The 20796-nt window shown below is 37.8% G+C and carries 20 protein-coding genes; 16 read left to right on the forward strand and 4 right to left on the reverse strand.

Annotation, left to right across the window (positions count from 1 at the left end):
* Positions 1-45 precede the first annotated feature (45 nt).
* The 11 genes from fabD (at position 46) to H5126_RS14125 (ending at position 10173) form a co-directional block, all read left to right on the forward strand.
* Complete coding sequence (gene fabD / locus H5126_RS14075; protein WP_002962379.1) at positions 46-972, forward strand: ACP S-malonyltransferase; 927 nt, start codon at positions 46-48, stop codon at positions 970-972.
* An 11-nt stretch (positions 973-983) separates the two neighbouring features.
* Complete coding sequence (gene fabG / locus H5126_RS14080; RefSeq protein ID WP_182720758.1) at positions 984-1730, forward strand: 3-oxoacyl-ACP reductase FabG; 747 nt, start codon at positions 984-986, stop codon at positions 1728-1730.
* 250 nt (positions 1731-1980) lie between these two features.
* Positions 1981-2217, forward strand: a complete 237-nt coding sequence (gene acpP, locus H5126_RS14085; RefSeq protein ID WP_002962377.1) for an acyl carrier protein — start codon at positions 1981-1983, stop codon at positions 2215-2217.
* 216 nt (positions 2218-2433) lie between these two features.
* The gene (gene fabF, locus H5126_RS14090; protein WP_076923842.1) at positions 2434-3672 is read left to right on the forward strand and encodes a beta-ketoacyl-ACP synthase II; all 1239 of its coding nucleotides are present in this window, start codon (positions 2434-2436) and stop codon (positions 3670-3672) included.
* Positions 3673-3731: 59 nt separating this feature from the next.
* Positions 3732-4547, forward strand: coding sequence for an aminodeoxychorismate lyase (pabC, locus tag H5126_RS14095; RefSeq protein WP_182720757.1), 816 nt, complete (start codon positions 3732-3734; stop codon positions 4545-4547).
* The gene (mltG, locus tag H5126_RS14100; protein ID WP_182720756.1) at positions 4541-5527 is read left to right on the forward strand and encodes an endolytic transglycosylase MltG; all 987 of its coding nucleotides are present in this window, start codon (positions 4541-4543) and stop codon (positions 5525-5527) included. Before pabC ends, mltG begins: the two co-directional genes overlap by 7 nt.
* A 6-nt stretch (positions 5528-5533) precedes the next feature.
* The gene (gene tmk / locus H5126_RS14105; protein WP_007585737.1) at positions 5534-6160 is read left to right on the forward strand and encodes a dTMP kinase; all 627 of its coding nucleotides are present in this window, start codon (positions 5534-5536) and stop codon (positions 6158-6160) included.
* 1 nt (position 6161) lies between these two features.
* Complete coding sequence (locus tag H5126_RS14110) at positions 6162-7076, forward strand: DNA polymerase III subunit delta' (RefSeq protein ID WP_182720755.1); 915 nt, start codon at positions 6162-6164, stop codon at positions 7074-7076.
* Positions 7077-7087: 11 nt separating this feature from the next.
* Positions 7088-7414 carry a PilZ domain-containing protein gene (locus H5126_RS14115; RefSeq protein WP_002962367.1) on the forward strand — a complete coding sequence of 109 codons (327 nt, stop codon included), beginning with the start codon at positions 7088-7090 and terminating at the stop codon, positions 7412-7414.
* Positions 7415-7529: 115 nt separating this feature from the next.
* On the forward strand, positions 7530-8309 hold the full coding sequence (locus H5126_RS14120; RefSeq protein WP_182720754.1) for a YchF/TatD family DNA exonuclease: 780 nt from the start codon (positions 7530-7532) through the stop codon (positions 8307-8309).
* Between the two features lie 4 nt (positions 8310-8313).
* Positions 8314-10173: an alkaline phosphatase D family protein gene (locus H5126_RS14125; protein WP_182720753.1), complete on the forward strand. Its 1860-nt coding sequence runs from the start codon at positions 8314-8316 to the stop codon at positions 10171-10173.
* Positions 10174-10524: 351 nt separating this feature from the next.
* On the opposite strand, the gene H5126_RS14130 is transcribed toward H5126_RS14125, so the two are convergent.
* From H5126_RS14130 to H5126_RS14145, 4 genes are all read right to left on the reverse strand, one after another.
* Positions 10525-11841 (reverse strand): O-antigen ligase, encoded by a 1317-nt coding sequence (locus H5126_RS14130; protein WP_182720752.1) that lies wholly within the window; start codon positions 11839-11841, stop codon positions 10525-10527.
* A 100-nt stretch (positions 11842-11941) separates the two neighbouring features.
* Positions 11942-12493 carry a hypothetical protein gene (locus H5126_RS14135; RefSeq protein ID WP_182720751.1) on the reverse strand — a complete coding sequence of 184 codons (552 nt, stop codon included), beginning with the start codon at positions 12491-12493 and terminating at the stop codon, positions 11942-11944.
* A gap of 23 nt (positions 12494-12516) precedes the next feature.
* Positions 12517-14520 carry an EAL domain-containing protein gene (locus H5126_RS14140; RefSeq protein ID WP_182720750.1) on the reverse strand — a complete coding sequence of 668 codons (2004 nt, stop codon included), beginning with the start codon at positions 14518-14520 and terminating at the stop codon, positions 12517-12519.
* Complete coding sequence (locus tag H5126_RS14145) at positions 14504-15199, reverse strand: transglutaminase-like cysteine peptidase (protein ID WP_182715284.1); 696 nt, start codon at positions 15197-15199, stop codon at positions 14504-14506. The genes H5126_RS14140 and H5126_RS14145 overlap by 17 nt, the downstream gene beginning before the upstream one ends.
* 294 nt (positions 15200-15493) lie before the next feature.
* Between H5126_RS14145 and galU the strand changes: the two genes are divergently transcribed.
* The 5 genes from galU to H5126_RS14170 form a co-directional block, all read left to right on the forward strand.
* Positions 15494-16384 carry a UTP--glucose-1-phosphate uridylyltransferase GalU gene (galU, locus tag H5126_RS14150; protein WP_182720749.1) on the forward strand — a complete coding sequence of 297 codons (891 nt, stop codon included), beginning with the start codon at positions 15494-15496 and terminating at the stop codon, positions 16382-16384.
* A gap of 113 nt (positions 16385-16497) precedes the next feature.
* Entirely contained in the window at positions 16498-17496 is a 999-nt protein-coding gene (locus tag H5126_RS14155) for an NAD-dependent epimerase (protein ID WP_182720748.1), read from the forward strand.
* Positions 17493-18629, forward strand: coding sequence for a glycosyltransferase (locus tag H5126_RS14160; protein ID WP_182720747.1), 1137 nt, complete (start codon positions 17493-17495; stop codon positions 18627-18629). The genes H5126_RS14155 and H5126_RS14160 overlap by 4 nt, the downstream gene beginning before the upstream one ends.
* On the forward strand, positions 18619-19689 hold the full coding sequence (locus H5126_RS14165) for a glycosyltransferase family 4 protein (protein ID WP_182720746.1): 1071 nt from the start codon (positions 18619-18621) through the stop codon (positions 19687-19689). The genes H5126_RS14160 and H5126_RS14165 overlap by 11 nt, the downstream gene beginning before the upstream one ends.
* The coding region (locus H5126_RS14170; protein ID WP_182720745.1) for an O-antigen ligase family protein at positions 19690-20796 on the forward strand (1107 nt) is incomplete at its 3' end. It abuts the gene before it with no gap.

The following is a 20796-nucleotide window of genomic DNA, read 5'->3' on the forward strand; positions in this document are numbered from 1 at the left end:
GCCGTGTATTTCATTATTTATTTGTTTAATTAAAAAGAGCAAAGTATGGCACAAAAAATTGCACTTCTATTCCCAGGTCAAGGCTCGCAAAGCGTTGGTATGTTACAAGAGCTACTAGAGAGTTCTGACATTGTTAAAGCAACATTTGCAGAAGCATCAGATGCACTGGGTTACGACTTAGCAGAGCTAGTTCTTAATGGCCCAGAAGAAAAATTAAATCAAACTCATCGTACACAACCTGCATTATTAACTGCAAGTGTTGCTATTTACCGTGATTGGCTTGCAGCAAACCCAGATGCAGACGTTGTTATGGCGGGGCACAGCTTAGGTGAATATTCAGCACTAGTATGTAGCGACGTAGTAAGCTTGAGTGAAGCTGTTAAGCTTGTTGAAAACCGTGGTTTATACATGCAAGAAGCTGTACCTGCAGGCGTAGGTTCAATGGCTGCGATTATTGGCTTAGGCGATGAAGAAATAAAAGCGGCATGTGCTGCCTCAGCGCAAGGTGAGGTTGTATCTCCAGTTAACTACAATTCTCCTGGTCAAGTTGTTATTGCAGGGCATAAAGCGGCAGTAGATAGAGCATCACAAGCATGTAAAGATGCTGGTGCTAAACGCGCATTACCACTTTCGGTTAGCGTACCTTCACATTGTGAACTAATGAAGCCAGCAGCTGATAAGTTAGCGGTAGACTTAGCCGCTTTAACATTTAATACACCTAAGTGTGATGTAATTAATAATGTTGATGTAAAAGCTGAATCGACCGCTGATGCAATTAAAGATGCACTAGTACGTCAACTATACAGCCCAGTTCGCTGGACAGAAACAGTACAAGCCTTGGTTGCACAAGATGTAACGCAAAGCTACGAATTTGGTCCTGGTAAAGTATTAACAGGACTTGCTAAACGAATTGATAAAGCAATGGTTTGTGGCTCAGTAAACGATGCCGCTTCAATCGCTGCAGCTAAATAAGAGTATATAAAATGTCTAATTTATTTTCTTTAGAGGGCAAAATTGTCCTAATTACTGGCGCTAGCCGTGGTATTGGTAAAGCAATTGCAACAACATTAGTTGCGCAAGGTGCAAAAGTTGCAGGCACTGCTACAAGCGAGTCAGGCGCTGCTAAAATCAGTGAGTACCTAGGTGACAGTGGTAAAGGTTATGCATTGAACGTAACCGACCCTGCATCTATTGAAGCAACACTTGCTGCAATAAAAGCTGATTTAGGCGATATTGACGTACTTGTAAATAACGCAGGTATTACACGTGATAACTTATTAATGCGTATGAAAGAGACTGAGTGGGACGATATTATCGACACTAATTTAAGCTCAGTTTTCCGTTTATCTAAAGCGGTACTTCGTCCAATGATGAAGAAAAAGAAAGGCCGTATTATTAACATTGGCTCAGTAGTGGGTACTATGGGTAATGCAGGTCAGGCTAATTATGCAGCGGCTAAAGCGGGTGTAATTGGTTTTTCTAAGTCACTAGCGCGCGAAGTTGCATCACGTGGTATTACCGTTAACGTAATTGCACCTGGTTTTATTCAAACAGACATGACTGATAATTTAACTGACGAGCAAAAAGCAGCAACACTTGCAAATGTTCCAGCAGGGCGTTTAGGTCAACCTGACGAAATTGCGGCTGCAGTATGTTATTTAGCATCTGACGCGGCTGCGTATGTATCAGGCGAAACTTTGCATGTAAATGGCGCGATGTACATGGTTTAATAACCATAGTACCTAAATTACTGCTTGATAAAGTTAAGTAAGTTACCTCAAAAACATTGAATTATTTGTGAACTTGCTTTAAACATACTTGAAATCGCTGCGAAAATAAGCGATAAAAGACAAAACACACACTCAGAGGTTTGACCAGACAATTATTTATGGTCAAATCATTGAATCAGAGAATTATGCCGCGTAAACTACGCGGCAATCTGAAAATAACGCATCGGCGTTTTTAATAAAGGAAAGAAGAATGAGCGATATCCAAGAACGCGTAAAGAAAATTATCATTGAACAACTAGGTGTTAAAGAAGAAGAAGTTAAAAATGAATCTTCTTTCGTAGATGACCTAGGTGCAGATTCTCTTGATACTGTTGAACTAGTAATGGCTCTTGAAGAAGAGTTTGATACTGAGATCCCAGATGAAGAAGCTGAGAAGATCACTACAGTACAAACTGCTATCGATTACGTTACAGCACACGCTGAGTAATTAATCGCACGTTAAAGGCAGCATCCGCTGCCTTTAATTTTTTATATCCAAACCACCTCAAAGTTCATGATTCAAAACTTAAATCTCGATGCTCAATTTTAGCTAAAAATTAATTTTGATTGTGTTATGCGTTTTTAATCTATTTTGGGACTAGCACTTTGAGGTAGCTTGGGTATGATCACCCCCTTGTAAAATATCCCTTATTGGAGGCAAACCGTGGCTAAACGTCGAGTCGTCGTAACTGGCTTAGGAATGTTGACGCCGCTAGGTAATGATGTTCAATCAACCTGGCAAGGCTTATTAGATGGTAAAAGTGGCATTCAAACAATAACGCACTTTGATACATCAAAATTTGGTACTAAATTCGCGGGTTTAATAAATGACTTTGATGCAACTGCATACATGTCAGCGAAAGATACTAAAAAAATGGACTTGTTTATTCAGTACGGCATTGCAGCGGGTGTTCAAGCCTTTAAAGATTCAGGCCTTGAAATCACCGAGCAAAACGCAGCACGCATTGGTGTAGCTGTAGGTTCAGGTATTGGTGGGCTTACGTTAATTGAAGAAAACCACATTAAGCTATTAAATAGTGGTCCGCGCAAGTTATCTCCATTTTATGTGCCGTCTACCATTATTAATATGATCTCAGGTCATTTATCAATGATGCATGGACTGCGTGGTCCAAATATTTCAATTGTAACTGCCTGTACTACTGGTTTGCATAATATTGGCCATGCAGCGCGTATGATTGCCTACGGCGATGCAGATGCAATGGTTGCCGGCGGTGCAGAAAAAGCCTGTACACCAATTGGTATGGGTGGCTTTAATGCTGCACGTGCACTTTCAACACGTAACGACGATCCACAAGCGGCTTCTCGCCCTTGGGATAAAGACCGCGATGGCTTTGTGCTTTCTGACGGTGCTGGTGTTGTTGTAGTTGAAGAGTACGAACATGCTAAAGCACGTGGAGCTAAAATTTATGCTGAGCTTGTAGGCTTTGGTATGAGCGGCGATGCGTATCACATGACATCACCACCAGAAGATGGTGCGGGCGCTGCACTTGCAATGCAAAACGCACTAAATGATGCGCAAGTAAACGCTGAGCAAATTGGTTACATTAACGCACACGGTACATCTACAAATGCAGGCGATAAAGCAGAAACTGCCGCTGTTAAGTCTATATTTGGTAATTCAGCCAAAGATGTAATGGTAGGCTCGTCTAAATCGATGATGGGTCACTTGTTAGGTGCTGCTGGCTCGGTTGAATCGATTATTTCGATTTTATCGCTGACAGATCAAAAAGTGTCGCCAACTATCAACCTTGATAACCCAGACGAAGGGTGTGACTTAGATTATATTGCGCACACTGCACGTGATGCAAAGTTAGACTTTGCACTGTGTAACTCGTTCGGTTTTGGTGGTACTAATGGCTCGTTGCTATTTAAAAAGGTATAATCTTTTTTAACAACGAATCAAATTATAAGAGCTCAGTTGTTTAACTGGGCTTTTTTTATATGCCAAACAAAATGCAAACAATAATAGCAGCAGATCAAAATAGCACTTTAAGTACGCGTGACAGGGGCTTAAATTACGGTGACGGCTTTTTTACAACCGCTAAGGTTGTTGATGGGCAAGTACAGTATTGGGCTCATCATAAAGCGCGTTTGATTGAATGCGCACAGCGTTTGGGTTTTCCTGAGTTAGACTTTAATAGCCTTGAAAATCAAATTGCCCTGCATATTAAAGCTGCACCACTGAATGTGTTTAAAATACTTGTAACGCGAGGCGAAGGCGGTCGTGGTTATGGGCTGCCAAGTGAGTGTAATATTACTATTTTATTGAGTGTATTAGATTATCCTAGTAATTACGAAGCGCTTGCTAAAAAGGGTGTAAATCTCGAAATAAGCCCCATTAAATTAGCGGCTCAGCCACATTTAGCGGGCCTAAAAACATTAAACCGACTTGAGCAAGTATTAGTTAAAAAAGCGATGCAAAAACAAGACTGCGACGATGTGTTAGTGCTTGATTACAATAACAATGTAATTGAAGCTTCAGCAGCTAATATTTTTGCGATTAAAAATAAGTGTGTGTTTACGCCATTCCTTGATGAGTGCGGGATAAAGGGCGTTTATCTACAATCGTTATGTGATAAATTGCCTATTGAATTTAAACGCGTAAAAGTAGAAGACTTAACCCAAGCAGACGCCGTATTTGTGTGTAATAGCTTAATGGGAGCAGTGCCTGTTAAACGTATTGAGCAACAAGTATTTAATACAGATGACAGCCACGCATTATTAACTAAATTATTAGCCAAGGAGGCTGAGTGTTAAAAGTTATTTTATCGGTACTCTTTTTAGCTGTTGTAACCACTGCTATTGGTTACCAGCAATTACAAGCAACAATAAATAGCCCGCTAAAGGTAGCTAAAAACACACAATTTGAAGTTAAGCATGGCACTGGCTTTAATAAATTATGTCAGCAATGGCAAGCTAATAACTGGGTAGAGAGTTGCTGGCGTTATCAGGTCATTGCCAAATTAGATCCCACACTTACCGACTTAAAAGCGGGGCTTTACGAGCTAACAGCCGATAGCGTTATTAACAACGTAAAAAAAATTAACCAAGGTCAGCAAATTAGTTTTAGTTTTACCATAATTGAAGGTCAAAACTTACGTGAAGTACTAAGTGCTATTAAAAAAGCTGATAATTTACAAAACGATTTAAAAACTGACGAACTAAGTACTCAAATACTGGGTAATGACACGCACTTAGAAGGCTGGTTATTCCCCGACACTTACCATTATCATAATAACGATACTGCAAGCAGTGTATTAAAACGTGCAGCACAAAAAATGCAGCAAACATTAGATGATGCTTGGCAGCAGCGCGCCGCTAATTTACCCTATAAAACAGCATACGAAGCACTAATAATGGCTTCAATCATTGAAAAAGAAACAGGCCTTGCCAGCGAGCGTCCGTTAATTGCATCAGCGTTTGTTAACCGATTAAACACTAATATGCGCCTACAAACCGATCCTACCGTAATATACGGGCTAGGCGCTGACTTTGATGGTGATATTAAACGTAAAGATTTGCGCGATTATACGCCTTACAATACGTATCGTATTAATGGCTTACCGCCAACACCGATTGCTATGCCATCTAAAGCCGCTATTTTAGCTGCAGTTAATCCGCCGCAAAGTGAATACGTTTACTTTGTATCAAAAGGCGATGGTAGCCACCAATTTTCAACCACGTTAAAGCAGCATAACGCGGCAGTTAAAACGTATATATTAAATAAAAAGAATTAAGTTTTTATGAAATCAAAATTTATAGTAATAGAAGGGCTAGAAGGCGCGGGTAAATCAACCGCTATTTCGTTATGCCAAGACTTTTTAAACAAACAAAAAATAGACTTTATTAATGTCCGCGAACCTGGCGGCACGCCACTGGCTGAATCGCTTCGTACGCTTGTAAAAGCAGAGCACGAAGAAGAGATTGCCTTTGAAACTGAGTTGCTTATTATGTATGCAGCTCGCTCGCAGCTAATGCACAATGTTATTACCCCTGCGCTTGATAAAGGCCAATGGGTACTTGCCGATCGTCATGATTTATCGTCTCAGGCGTATCAAGGTGGAGGGCGTGGTATTAGCTCAAATACATTAGCTTCACTTTCGTCAATGGTGTTAAAAGGCTTAAAGCCAGATTTAACTATTTACCTTGATATTGACCCAGTGATAGGCCTTGAACGTGCAAAAGGGCGTGGCGAGCTTGACCGTATTGAACAAGAAGCCATTGAGTTTTTTCAGCGTACACGTATGCGTTATGTTGAACTTGCTAATGACGACAACACAATTAAAACCGTTGATGCAAACCAAAGTATTGATAAAGTACATCGCGATATTACCAATGTACTGCATTCATTTTTTGAAGGCCTAAAATAATATGCCATTGCCTTGGCTACATGATACTCAAGCACGTTTAGCGAAAAGTTATCGCGCAGAGCGTTTTCATCATGCGCAATTATTTTGTGGGCCTGTTGGCGTAGGTAAGTTTGAGTTAAGTGATGAGCTTGGGAATGCTTTGTTATGCCAAAATATAGCTACGCAGGTAGCTGCGCAAAACAGTATGCTAAAACCTTGCGGACAGTGTAAAAGCTGTTTACTTAACCTGGCTGGCACTCACCCCGACAAACGTTTAACGCAAGTTGATGGGCAAAGTATTGGTGTAGATGATATTCGTGGTATTAGTGATTTTATGAATCACTCTGCAGCGCAAAATGGCAATAAAGTCGCGATAATCGAAAATTGCGAAAAAATGACCACAGCAGCAGCTAACGCATTATTAAAAACACTTGAAGAGCCAACTAATAGCCGCTTTTTAATATTAACCACAAGCCAACCACAGCAGCTCCCTGCAACTATTTTAAGTCGATGCGCTAAAAGTGACGTAAAAATAGCTAATACAGCACTTGCTCAGCAATGGCTAGAGACATTAGACATTCCTAACTATAGTTGGTTAGCACTTTTTTATAACCAACCGCTGCAAGTAAAGCATTGGCAACAGCAAGACCAGCTGAAAAATATTGATACACTGTATAAGTTTGCAACTGAGTTTAAACAAAGTCATAATTTTAAAGCGTTAGTCGATATAATAAATAAACAGCCTGAACTTGTTCGTATATTTACTTTGTTTTTAAGCGTGCAACTAAAGCAGCAATTACTGCAAGGCATGAGTTTTGACGCTTATCAAAGTGCGCAAAATGCACTAGGCGAGTTTTTACAAAATAACACACAAGTACTTGGCCTTAATTTACCGCTTGCTGTATCACGATTAGCATACACATTGCGAAATTCTTAAAAGGATTAATCATGCAAGAACTACTAGTAGACATAGACGATTTAGACGAGTTATACCGTTGTTATATGCCTTACTTAAAAAAAGGTGGCTTATTTGTACGCACTAATATGCGTTACGAAGCAGGGCATTCATTAGCGCTTAGAGTTACTTTGCCCGATGCCTTAGAAGATGACGTAGTGACAGGTAAAGTGTCGTGGATCACGCCACAAGGTGCACAAAGCTCTAATCCTCCAGGTATTGGTATTAGCTTTTTAGATGATAAAACAAACCTAAACGCTAAAATCGAAAAGCTCCTTGGGACTATGTTAAACTCAGGCGATCAGACATATACCATGTAGTTATAGGGTCGGTTTTTCATTGAGATTAACGCCGCCCTATATTGGGTTCTTTTAATTACTAACATAATAAATTAAACGAACAAATTTAAACCCTGAACATAATACAGGCCTTATAGTGATTGTAGATTCTCATTGCCATTTAGACCGTCTTGATTTTGATAAACTAGACTTAAACCTTGACCAAGTTCTTGATAAAGCGCGTGCAAAGCAAATAGAGCACTTTTTATGTGTAAGCGTAACGCTTGATCAGTTTCCAAGCATGCTTGATAAAATTAAACATTACGACGATGTATCAGCCTCATGCGGTGTACATCCACTTGATCAAAAAGACGCCCTTAATAAACAGCAACTAATCGACTTAGCTTCACATGACAAAGTCGTTGCTATTGGCGAAACGGGTCTTGATTACTACTATTCAAAAGATACTCACGCAGTGCAGCAAGCAAGCTTTGTTGGGCATATTGAAGTGGCTAACGAATTACAAAAACCGTTAATTATTCATACTCGTGATGCCCGCGCCGACACCATTAATTTAATGCGTGAGCACAAGGCCGAAAACTGCGGTGGTGTATTACATTGCTTTACCGAAGACTGGGATATGGCAAAAAAAGCCATAGATATGGGCTTTTATATTTCTATTTCGGGCATTGTTACCTTTAAAAATGCTATTGAGCTAAAAGAAGTAGTAAAGCAAATACCGCTAGATAGATTATTAATAGAAACCGACTCGCCTTATTTAGCGCCGGTACCGTATCGTGGGCAAACAAATCAGCCAGCGTACGTAGAAGATGTTGCTTATTACATTAGCGAGCTTAAAGGCATTAGCTTTAATGAACTGGCTAAAGCCACTACCGAAAACTTTTATTCTTTATTTAAATTAGCAGCTAAAGGCTAAATACATGATTCCTCACACGGCAAACCTTCCTATTTTACTAATGGGGCCAATGGTGCGCCGTGCAGAGCAAACTGGAGTCTGTATTCAGTTTGCTACCTCCAAACCTGCAAATTGCCAAATAAACTTATTAAATGTTAAGTGTTATAGCGAACAACATACGGTTTCTTTAGGGGAACATTTATACCTGCATTTCGTTATTATAAAGCCAATAGACAACAAACTCCCTGTAGATAGCTTATTAAGCTATGAGCTTGTAATTGACGATACAGCAATCGATTTATCACCTTGGTGCTATAGCAACCAAACAACGCCTGCATTTGTAATCCCCGATAAACTCAGTGATATTTTGCATGGCTCGTGCCGTAATGCACATCACCCAGCAAAAGATAGCTTAGTGTCTGCAAGTCACTGGCAAAATACTCAGCGCGGTAATAATAGCCAAGGCGCACAATTATTATTACTGAGCGGCGATCAGGTTTATGCCGATGATGTAGCAGGACCCATGTTATTAGCTATTCATCAGTTAATTAAAGCCTTAGGTATCTATAAAGAGCAACCACTTGCTATTGAGCTACCGGATGATATAAATGAGCAACTTTATAATCGTCACTTATATTTACCAAAAACGCCTTGGCAAAAACGCTCAAAGTTAGGTGTTGGTTACTGGCTAAAAAAAGACGAACCTCATTTTTCAAGCGTAAAAGCCTACAATCACCTTATCCATTTTGAAGAATATATAGCACTGTATTTATTAAATTTTAGTGCTGCTGCTTGGCAATGCGTTGATATACAAAACACAACGTATTCAGGTCAAAACAAGCAAAACAAAACTATTTTTGACGCTGAAAAAACAGCACTGATTGATTATGCAAAAGGCTTAAGTGAAGTAGAGCGATTGTTTGCCAATGTATCTACATTAATGATGTTTGACGATCATGATGTAACCGATGACTGGAACCTCACCGCTGGGTGGGAGCAAGCTATAAATGAAAATCCAAGTAGTAAACGAATCATTAATAACGGCTTAATTAGTTATTGGCTTTTTCAAGGAATGGGGAACGATGCACTAAATAAAACAGGCGAGTTACTAACACCTTTTAAGCAAAGCCGTACAGCTAATAATTTATGGCAGTTTAAAGCATTTGATAAACCACTAAACGATTTTAGTTTTTGGCATTATGAGTTAACTACAACCCCAAAAGTAGTGGTGCTAGATACACGTACGCACCGTTGGCGAAATGAGCAAAACTTTAACGAGCCTTCAGGCCTACTTGATTGGGAGCGTTTAACAGAGCTTGAAGAAAGCCTATTAAGCCACGATCAGGTTATTATTGTATCGCCAGCCCCTGTATTTGGTGTTAAATCAATAGAAGCCATTCAAGCCATGTTTAACATATGTGGCCAACCGCTCATGGTTGACGTAGAAAACTGGATGGCGCACGAAGGATCAGCCAAAAAGCTACTCGATACCTTTAGACGAACCGACACCCCAAACGAGACCCTTATTTTATCGGGAGACGTACATTACTCATTTTGCTTTTCGGTGCAAAAACGTTTTGGCGATCACCCCAATCGAATTTGGCAACTTACCGCCAGCGGTATTAAAAATGAGTTCCCGCGTAAATTAATAAACATACTCGATAAACTAGATTCAATTCTATACGGCCCAAAAAGCCCATTAAACTTTTTTACCAAACGCTGGCACATGGAAGTAGATAAACACCAAACCATAGGTGAAGGGCAAAAATACTTAGTAAGTGACTCAGCTATTAGTTTAATAACACTAGAGCAGGGGAATTTAGCCCGCTACCAACTTATACACGGTGAAGGGCATTTGACCGAGTTCGATTTAGAACATAAGTAATAAGTTACTCATAAACGTAAAAGCGAAGTTTCTTATTACTTAAAAATGGATCCCACCACTGAGAGCACAGAGGCGCTTTGCGCTACACAGAGGAAATACTAGTAATGATTGGTCAGTACTCCTTTTCTTCTCAGTGTTCTCTGTGGTGATTTAATCAGTTGTTTACTAATGAATTCAAATGTTAAAGCGCAGTTTCTTATTACTTATAAATGGATCCCACCACTGAGAGCATAGAGGCGCTTTGCGCTACACAGAGGAAATACTAGTAATGGTTGGTCACTACTCCTTTTCTTCTCGGTGCTCTCTGTGGTGATTTAATTTCTTATATATTTTATTACTTATATTTTGTATTTAACCATGCTCTTTTCTGCTTCGTTTAGACGCAGGTAACTTACTACTCAATATTGCCAAGCATAAAATAGTCATAAACAACATTGAGTTTGCACCAGCTTGCAAAGAGTAATCTACCAACGAATGCAGCAGCATATCTATAATTGCAATGGCACAGCCAAAAGCAACACCCTGAAACAGCGCTGTTTTACGCTTTCGCATAGTCGCTATACATAACCATAAACAATAAAGTATAAGTGAGCCCAGTGCGGCTGTAGTGGGTATACCCAGCTCTACTGAAAACTGTACGTAATCGTTATGGGCATTATCGTAGTAACCTGAATAAGGCTCAGACTGATACGCTGGAAACGCAGTATAAAATGTACCACCACCAGAGCCCAACAAAGGCTTATCTAAAATAAGGGGTATTGAATCAAGTACAACTTCGTCACGGGTTTCTGATGAAATACTGGTTTCGCTTATTCGTTGTTTAACTTTTTCTACATCAAATATAGCACCAATAATAAATAAATCGATTATAAAAAAACTAACTATAAGTAGTTTAAACGCTTTAGGTTTTTGCCTGTAAATAAAAAACGCGAGTAAGCTAACAACCATTAATGCAATAAAAAATGCAGAGTTACCCATACGGCTACGGGTTAAAATTAACGCAACAATAATAATAATTAACGAAATACGTAAAATTATTTTTGAGCTTAAGAGTATTTCAGTCCACGCACGAAGCGTTTGTTTTAATGTTTGTTTGTAATCGCTAGTAGAGCGCTTTAATTCGCTAACTAACACACCAAGACCCAAACATAAACATAAAGCTAAAAAGTTAGCCAAAAAGTTAGAGTAAGTAAACGTGCCAATAGCACGGTCGGTATGCTTATAACCAAATAGTGGGCTAATAATATCAGGCGATAAATTTAAATAAGTGGCATATAAAGCCTGAAATACGCCGGCACTTATAATTGCATATATTAAATTTTTAATACGCTTTTCAGTATTACAATAAATAAATAATAGCCAACAAAATAAAATCATAAAACTTGTTTTAATAAGCATTTGTTTAGTTTGAAACGGGTCAACACTTACGGTAAATATTTGTACTGCGCATACGCTCACAACTATACCGAGTACAGTAAATAAGGGCCAAGAATATAAAGGAGGGTATAAAGGGTGCTTGTTATTAATACTGCTGTAAATTAAATGGATGAAAAAGGTAGCACTAATCAATATCCCCATTGCTAAAATTGCCCAAGGGCGGTAACTACCTAATGGTAAGGGCAGCAAAAATAAAGTTGCACAGAGTAAAAAAAATATAAAACGATTCACAGGGTTCTCTAAACTAAGAGCCTAAAAGAAGGGCTAAAAAAATAAGCCATATAAAGTAAAACGCAGCCAAAAGGCTGCGTTTTTATTATTTTATTAACGGTTAGTTTCCGACTTCAGATATACCTGCATCGCCACCTGTTCCGCCTGCGCCTTGCGGTACTGCAGTTGTTGGTAAAGTAACAATTACCGGAGCAGCAGGAGCTGGTGCACCACCAGGGCCAGCTGCTGTTGCTTCAGAGGCTACAGTGGCATCAACGCCAGCTGTAATAGCAGCCAGTGTAACAGCATCGCTATCAACGCCTGCAACAACAAGTGCAGCTAAAAAGTCAGAAATAAAAGCGCTGTCTGCGCCTATGGCTGTTATAACAGCATTCATAATTGCATCTAACTGCTCAGCAGAACATGTTCCGTTAGCAATAGGTGAGTCTAAATCAATAGGGCCGGTATTTTGGCAAAGCTGCTCAATTGCAGTAACAAGCTCTTGCTGCAACTCATCTGATGGAGTATCAGCAGTGGCGTTGTTTAAAATAGCAATTAAAGAATCTAAGCTTTCGATTTTAACTACCGCGTCTGTATCCGTTTGCGCAAAAGCAGGCAAAACCGTAAGCGCCGATGCGCTAGCAAATAAACCAGCAAGTATAAGTGATTTCATCTTGTGTCCCTTTAAGAGATTGTCTAATTACAAAATTTTAGCGCATCGGTGCAAAAAGTAAACTCTTTATTTGCGCCATTATCACTAGTTTTTATTATTTTGGTTGGCGGCATTATTAAATTACCCTGCACGCCATCGCAACCTAAACTTTCAAGTACCTTTAAAGTTTCAGGTTTTTCAATCAAACAAGCTAAAACTTTAATACCAAAGCCATGACAAATATTATTAACTGTTTGAATAAAAAATTGGCTTTGAGTGTTATCTAATAAGTCTTGAATATAGCTACCATCTATTTTTATATATTCAATGTCTAACCCTTGTAAGTATCTAAACGAGGTTAAACTAGTACCAAAGTGTTCAACACACACATTTATGCCAATATCTTTTATTGTATCTATATGTAAAGAGGCAACATGTACGTTGTAAAGTAAGCTAATTTCATGCAATTCAAAAATCAAGTTTGTTTTAATAATTGGTTTAGTGTGTGCATAAAGAGTAAGCCATTCAATAAAGTCAGTTGAATACAACGAAGCCTTACTAATATTTAACGCAAATGTATCGTCTGGGTGTTGCTCTTTAACGTTTACAAAGTTGCGAATTATTTTTTTGTCTAACTCTTCGGTTAAGTTAAGCTTTTCGGCCATAGCAAACAAATGGCCATTATTAACCTTTTCGCCTTCATGCGTAAAATGAGCAAACACTTCAAAGTAGCACTGCTTGTTTTGTGAGTTAGTGCGTTTAACTGGCTGCACCGAAAAACTAACTTCACCAGTAGCAATAATTGACTGAATAAGCGAACGCCACTCTTTAACACTAAACAAAGTATCTTTATCTACTTTATTTACAGCCGAATCGCCAATGGTGCAGCCGGTATCAAGGGCTGAAAGTACACCCCCGATAGATGAGCCTTTATCAACATTTACTAATGCTAAGTTAGCAAAACCATTCACGTGTAAGCTGTTTTTCTTTTTACTAAAAGCATCATTTATATCGAGGCGCGTTCTATTTAAAAATTGCATATCTAATGGGACTAAAGCAATAAAAGTACTACCGTTAAGTCTAAATATTTTAGAATTAGTTAAAGCACCAAACACATTTTGCAAAGTAACGCTTACATCATGTACGTGCTCGTCACCATCTTGGTAACTTACAGTTTGGTTAATATTAGCAAGTGAGGGGAGAGTAACCATCATGGCAGTGATTGGAGTGTCGCTAGTAATGGTGTCAACCACTGAGTTAAAGTGGTTCTCAAACGAACGGCGGTTACCCAGCCCTGTAAGTGAGTCTACATATACTTCATCGGTAAGTGTTTGTGTTTGCTTTGTTAAAGAGTCAAAGGTGCTTTGAAGGTTCATTACCATATTATTAATGGCTGTAGTTACAGTACGTAGCTCGCGTGCAACTGGTATTTCGTCGTTTAATGTAAAGCGTTTACGTGTAACCAAGTGTGCTTGGTTTTCTACTGCTTTTAAAGGTTTAAACACCGCACGTAGTATTAAATATGCTACTGCAAGCGACGCTACCAATAATAATAAAGAACCATAAAAGCTGCGTTTAGTATGTTCCCATAGCGTTAAATACGATTGCCCAACATGGCTTGTTACTTCGAGCACTCCAGCCATAATCCAGCCATTGTTTAATTCTGATTGCATAGTAGGGGCTTCAAGCTTTACTGCTGTAATAAACCAATTAGGTACAGATTCAACGCGTTTTGGGCTTGTTAGGTCAAAAACTATTTTATTCTCGGCGTTAGTAAATTTTATTTGTTTGTAATAGCCGGAGTCGAAAATAGCGGTTGCCATGGTCTGGGCAATCATTAAACTGTCTTCTTCAAGGTAAGGCGATATAGAAAGCCCTAAGCTTGTTGCTGTATCTTGCGCGTGGCTACCCATTTGCGTTTGTAAGTATTGGCGAGTGGTATCAACGTCAGTAATTACGCGTACAAAAAAAGAAAGTACCGAAATCAATATAATAAGGCCATATACTTGGGTTTTTAAACTTAATCCATTTTTAAAAAGTCGAGACATAACTCGGTGTTCCTTTATCACTTTTGGCGGGCGCAAGCTCACCTTGTTCAATTCGCTCTAACATGGTGTTCCAGGCAGAAACACCACGGCTATTTTTTACTTTATTACCTAACCCTTTTGATTTGGCTAACCATAAACCTTGGCCATTAAAACTATAGATAGGTGTTAAGTCAGGGCGCTTATTAGCGGGTAGTAGTTTAGTGTTAAAATTGCCTAAAACAAAGGGGATTTGATCAGGAGTTTCAATATAAATAAGTACCATATGAGGTTGATTAACTGTTTTTTGACGTACATACATTAAACGTACTTTATCTTCGGGTACGCCCAGTGCTATTAACGTAAAGTATTTGGCAATTACGTAGTCTTCACAATCACCCATACCAACGCCTAAACTCTCAAGTGGGGTGGCCCAATAATCTTTTTGGTGCCAAAGCTCATCATCGGTTTTGTATTTAATGTGTTTATTAAAAAAGTCATTCACCAAATGGATTTTTTGCCATTCACTTTTATCAGCTGACTCATCTATAAAACTTAGCCAATTTTTTATACGTTTATGCCCTTCATCACCATACTGTTTTTGAGCGCGCGCAATTATATCGCTATTGCGTAAATACAAAAGCGTATTTTGTGCGCATACAAAAAAAGACACTAATAATAAAATGTAAAACCCTAAACGCACAAATGTTCCTTTAAGTCTGTGTTCCCTAATAACCAAACGAGCCTAGTATAGTGGTGGTAGCTTTGAAAAGGTAGATCGCCAAAAAGTATGAGGCATTAAATTTTTCGCTAAAAATTACTTTTGGTTAAACATAAAATTAACATAAAAACAATCAAAAAGTACTCTTTAATTATTGAGTGCAATATCGTGTTGTGTATAATAGCAACCTCACACGGCATGTGAAACGCTCGAAAAGGAATTTTAGCTTAGCAATTCCTTTTTTGTTGTTTAGCAAAAATAATGAAAGGAATTAAAGTGAAAGTTTTAAAAGCAGTATTACCTGTAGCTGGCCTTGGTACGCGTATGTTACCAGCTACAAAAGCCATCCCTAAAGAAATGCTGCCTCTGGTAGATAAACCTTTAATTCAATATGTAGTTAATGAAGCTGTAGCAGCTGGCATTAAAGAAATTGTACTGGTTACCCACGCTTCAAAAAACTCAATCGAAAACCATTTTGATACTAGCTTTGAGCTAGAAGCCACACTAGAAGCACGCGTAAAGCGTAGCCTACTAGAAGAAGTGCGCTCAATAGTTCCAAAAGACGTAACCGTAATTTCGGTTCGTCAATCGGCACCTTTAGGCCTTGGCCACGCAGTACTAGCCGCCAAACCGATAGTGGGCAACAATCCATTTGCAGTAATGTTACCAGACGTAATTATTGATAAATACAAATCAAACCCAAAAAACGATAATTTAAGTCAAATGATCGACCGCTTCGACAATACAGGCTACAACCAAGTAATGGTAGAGCCAGTACCAAAAGGACAAGTACACCAATATGGTGTGGTTGACCTAGCCGGTATAAAAATTAACGCAGGCGAAAACGCAATAATTAAGAACATGGTAGAAAAGCCGAATACCGATGAAGCTCCAAGCAACTTAGCTATTACAGGCCGTTATGTTGTATCGCCTACTATTTGGGATTTACTAGAGTACACACCACCTGGTGCCGGTGGCGAAATACAACTTACCGATGCATTACTGCAATTACGCCACCTAGAAACACTTGAAGCATACCACCTAAAAGGCCAATCGCACGATTGTGGTTCTAAATTAGGCTATATGCTTGCAAATGTAGAATATGCAATGCAATCAAGCCATATGGGTGAAGAGTTTACTAAAGCCGTTAAAAAATTGGTTTCGTAACTAACTTATATAAATCACAACCAAATTTAATTTGTATTAAACGTTAATATTTAAACGCCAAATACCAGTGCCTGAAATTAAATTAATAAAGCAAATTTAAAGGATTCTTACAAATGAAATATCTTGTAACTGGTGCCGCAGGGTTTATCGGTAACTTTGTGGCTGAACGCTTATGTAACGATGGTCACGAAGTAATAGGGCTAGATAACCTAAACGATTATTACGATCCGGCATTAAAACATGCAAGACTTGAGCGTATTAAACACCTTACGCAATTTCGTTTTGTAAAAATGGATTTAGCAGACAGAGACGGCATAGCAAATTTATTTAAAGATGAAAAGTTTGACCGCGTTATCCACTTAGCAGCACAAGCTGGCGTGCGTTACTCAATAGAAAATCCAATGGCATACATTGACTCTAATTTAGTGGGCACTGCTACTATTTTAGAAGGTTGTCGTCATAATAAAGTACAGCATTTAGTATATGCATCATCGAGCTCTGTTTATGGTATGAACGAAAAAATGCCATTTTCGACTGACGATGCAGTAGATCACCCGGTATCGCTGTATGCAGCAACTAAAAAATCAAATGAGTTGATGGCGCATAGCTATAGCCACCTATACGACCTACCAACAACAGGGCTGCGCTTTTTCACAGTGTATGGCCCGTGGGGTCGCCCAGATATGGCCCCTTACTTATTTACCGATGCAATATTAAATAACCGTGAAATTAAAGTATTTAATAACGGAAAAATGAAACGCGACTTTACCTACATAGACGACATTGTAGAGGGCATTATTCGCATTCAAGACGTAGTTCCAAAAAGAGACCAGTCAAATAGCAATACCTCGCCAGAGTCAAGTAAAGCTCCATACCGTGTATTTAATATTGGTAATAACGAACCTATCGCACTTATGACTTTTATTGAGTCAATTGAAAAAGCAGCAGGTAAAGTAGCTGATAAAAACTATATGCCAATGCAAGCAGGAGATGTTCCAGCAACTTTTGCAGATATAGATAGCTTGCAAAAAGAGGTTGGGTTTAAGCCTAATACTAATATCGAGTATGGTATGCAGCAATTTGTTGATTGGTACAAGGCATACAATCAATGAATAACAAACCGCTTGTATGTCTAATAATAAATAGCCTAGGTGGTGGCGGGGCTGAAAGAGTTTTTGCACGCTTAGCCAATATGCTTAATGATACAAAAAGAAGTTATAGAATTATTGTAATTACCCTAGATAAAGAAAAGATCCAAAACCCGTTACATGATTCTATAGAACATATGCAGCTTAATTATGATGGGTCTATATTTAAGAGCATGGTAGGTTTAAATAAAGTCCTGAAAGAATTAAACCCCTCTCTTGTTATTTCATTTTTGACGAGGGCAAATGTAGCTTCTGTTTTTTCAAGTTTTGGAAGCAATTATCCAGTAATGATCAGCGAAAGAGTAAATACTTCGTCTCATTTTGGAAATAGCTTAAAAAACCAGATAAAGAAAAAGTTCACACGTTTTTTTTACGAAAAGGCAGATTTAATAATTGCTGTTTCGAAGGGCGTTAAAGAGGACTTAAGTCACTTTTTTAATCTAGAGCATAAACGAATTGATGTTATAAGCAATTCATATAATTATGAAGAACTAGCACTTAAAGCACAGCAATATAAAGTAGAATTTGAAAGTAAAACATTTATTGTGTGTGTTGGGCGTTTTTATAAAAATAAAAATCATGCATTACTGATTAAATCATTAGCTAAGGCCAAATCTACAAAAAAATTGGTTTTACTCGGAGATGGACCCGAGAGAGCCACGTTAGAAGCTTTAGTTTTAGAATTAGGTCTTAAAGAGCGGGTAATATTTAAAGGGTTTGTTAAAAATCCATATCCCTATATAGCTAACTCAGCGGGATTGATATCTGCATCGTTAGCAGAAGGCTTTCCTAATGTAATAGCTGAGGCATTAATTCTCGGTAAATTTATCGTTTCAAGTGATTGTCAATCGGGTCCAGCAGAATTGTTAGATAATTGCGTTTCTCTCGGAGTTGAACACTTAAAAAATGGAAAATATGGTATTTTAATACCTGTAAATAATGCAGCTGATACTGTTGCAGGGATAGAGCTTTTCAACGACACCTCTTTGATTGAACATTACGAAACGGTAATAAAACCACTAAGGAATAGTTATTCTCATGAATCTTTTTTATCAAGTTTTGAGAAAAAAATTGAGGAGATGCTAAATGCAAACTAATAATAAAATAAAGTTAGCTGTCGCTGGATTAAGAGGAGTACCCGGAGTAATGGGAGGTGTTGAAACTCATTGCGAAGAGCTTTACAAGCGAATGCCAGAAAATATTGATGTACTAATTTATGGTCGAAGTAATTATAGTAAAACTTTGCAAATATCTAATAATTTAAGGGTGAAAGCGCTTTATAGTCCAAAGCAACAATTTATTGAAACACCATTTCATACTTTGATGGCAATATTACACTGTTTTTTGTTTGAGAAAGTGGATGTTTTTCATATTCACGGTATTGGGGGAGCTATTTTCACCCCTTTAGCGCGGTTATTATTTCCAAAAGTTTTTGTGACACATCATTCCCAAAACTATGAGCATAAAAAGTGGGGGTACCTGGCTAGGGGCGTTTTTAGATGCGGTGAAAAATTCGCTCTAAAATATGCTAATAAAGTTCTTTTTGTATCCAAGACTTTACTTAATAATTCGAAGTCAAGATATAAAAAAAATGCTAGCAAATTTTATTTTATAGCAAATGGCTTTTCTCTACCTAAAGATGAGTCAAAGATAACAGAAATAGCTTTTCCTTACTTCTTGGCTGTAGGTAGACTGGTTCCAGAGAAAGGTTTACATGACCTTGTTGAGGCATTTAATAAACACCAAGGGCACGAAAAGTTGGTAATTGCAGGTGATTCAGATTTTAAAAGTAAATATGCTGACTCTATAAAAGCAAACGCAAACAAAGATGTTTTATTCATAGGTAAAAAAACTAGGTCAGAATTGAAATGGCTTTATAGCAACTGTGAGGCATTCATAATGCCTTCTTACTCTGAAGGGTTACCTATTTCTGCACTAGAAGCGATATCCTGCTCTGCGCCAATTCTATTGAGTAACATAGTACAAAATATTGATTTAGGATTGCCGGAAAGTAACTATTATGAATTAGGTAATTTAAAGGAACTTGTTAGTAAGCTTAATTCTGATATCAACCCAGTTAACAAAGCCATTTTAAGTAAGTTTAATTGGGAAGAAATAGCCAATAAATATATTGGCCTAGTTGAGGACGAATTTTAAATGGGAGTAATAACTTCTTTATTATTGTTATTAATGTATTTATATACTCTAAAAAAGTATCCATATATAGCAACAAATAAATTGTTTTTAATTTTTTATTCTATATTTGTATTTAGGCTACTGTTATCTTTTAATCATAGTATTTCCTTTGAGCCTATTGTCGCAGGGCAGTCATTAAATTCATTATTCTCAATTTTAACAGTGTTCTTGTTGATTTTGTTAATAAAGAAAACAAACCTTAAAAGTAAAACTTTAATACCTTTTTACTTAATTATAGTGGGCGTATTAATATCAACTGTCAACAGCTGGTTGGTACTTGGGGGAGCAGTAGTTATTATGAAATGGCTACTTTTAGTATTAATAGTCCTTTCCCTAAGAGAGCTTTTTAGTCATTTTGGTATAATTAAAATATTAAAGCCTTTTTACAGTGTTTTTTTAGTTATTTTATTTTCACAACTATTATCTTTACTACTAGGTCAAGGCAAGGACACAGAAAGTTTAGTGTCGAGTTCTAATTCAATCAGTTACATTGCAGGTTATGCACATGAAAGCGCATTTTCTATGTTACTTTTCATGGGAATGCTAATTTCTATACTTTTAGTTAAATATAGGCAAGCAGCTAGCTACATGCCATTTGTTTTTTTCATAGCAATAGTTTTTGCAAATTATCGAACAACGCTAATTTCTGCATTTTTTCCATTAGTAGCTGCTTATATAGCTTTCTACTTTGTTAATTCTAAAAAAGAAAGTAAAATATATTTTTTTCTTGGTGCCTCCATCTTTACTTTTCTTATTTGTATTTTCTTCGGAAGTGGATTCATTGAAAGATTTGGCGAGTTAGGTGCTGCTTTTAATAATATTAATGAATTATTTGATATTGACTATTCGCTATTTACAGCAGAAGAGAGAAGGTTGCTCTCTAGCCGAATATATTTATGGAACATGTATTTAACTGAGTTTTCTTATTTCCCTATAAACGAACTTTATTTTGGACGTGGACCTGAATCCTGGGTAATGTATTTTGAGGTTTATGCACACAACTCATTCGTAGGTACCTTATTTGATTTAGGTTATTTAGGTTTATTACTTATTTTTATTTTATTTTTA

It is taken from the genome of Pseudoalteromonas sp. SG45-3, assembly GCF_014164075.1.
Classification (GTDB): Bacteria; Pseudomonadota; Gammaproteobacteria; order Enterobacterales; family Alteromonadaceae; genus Pseudoalteromonas; species Pseudoalteromonas distincta.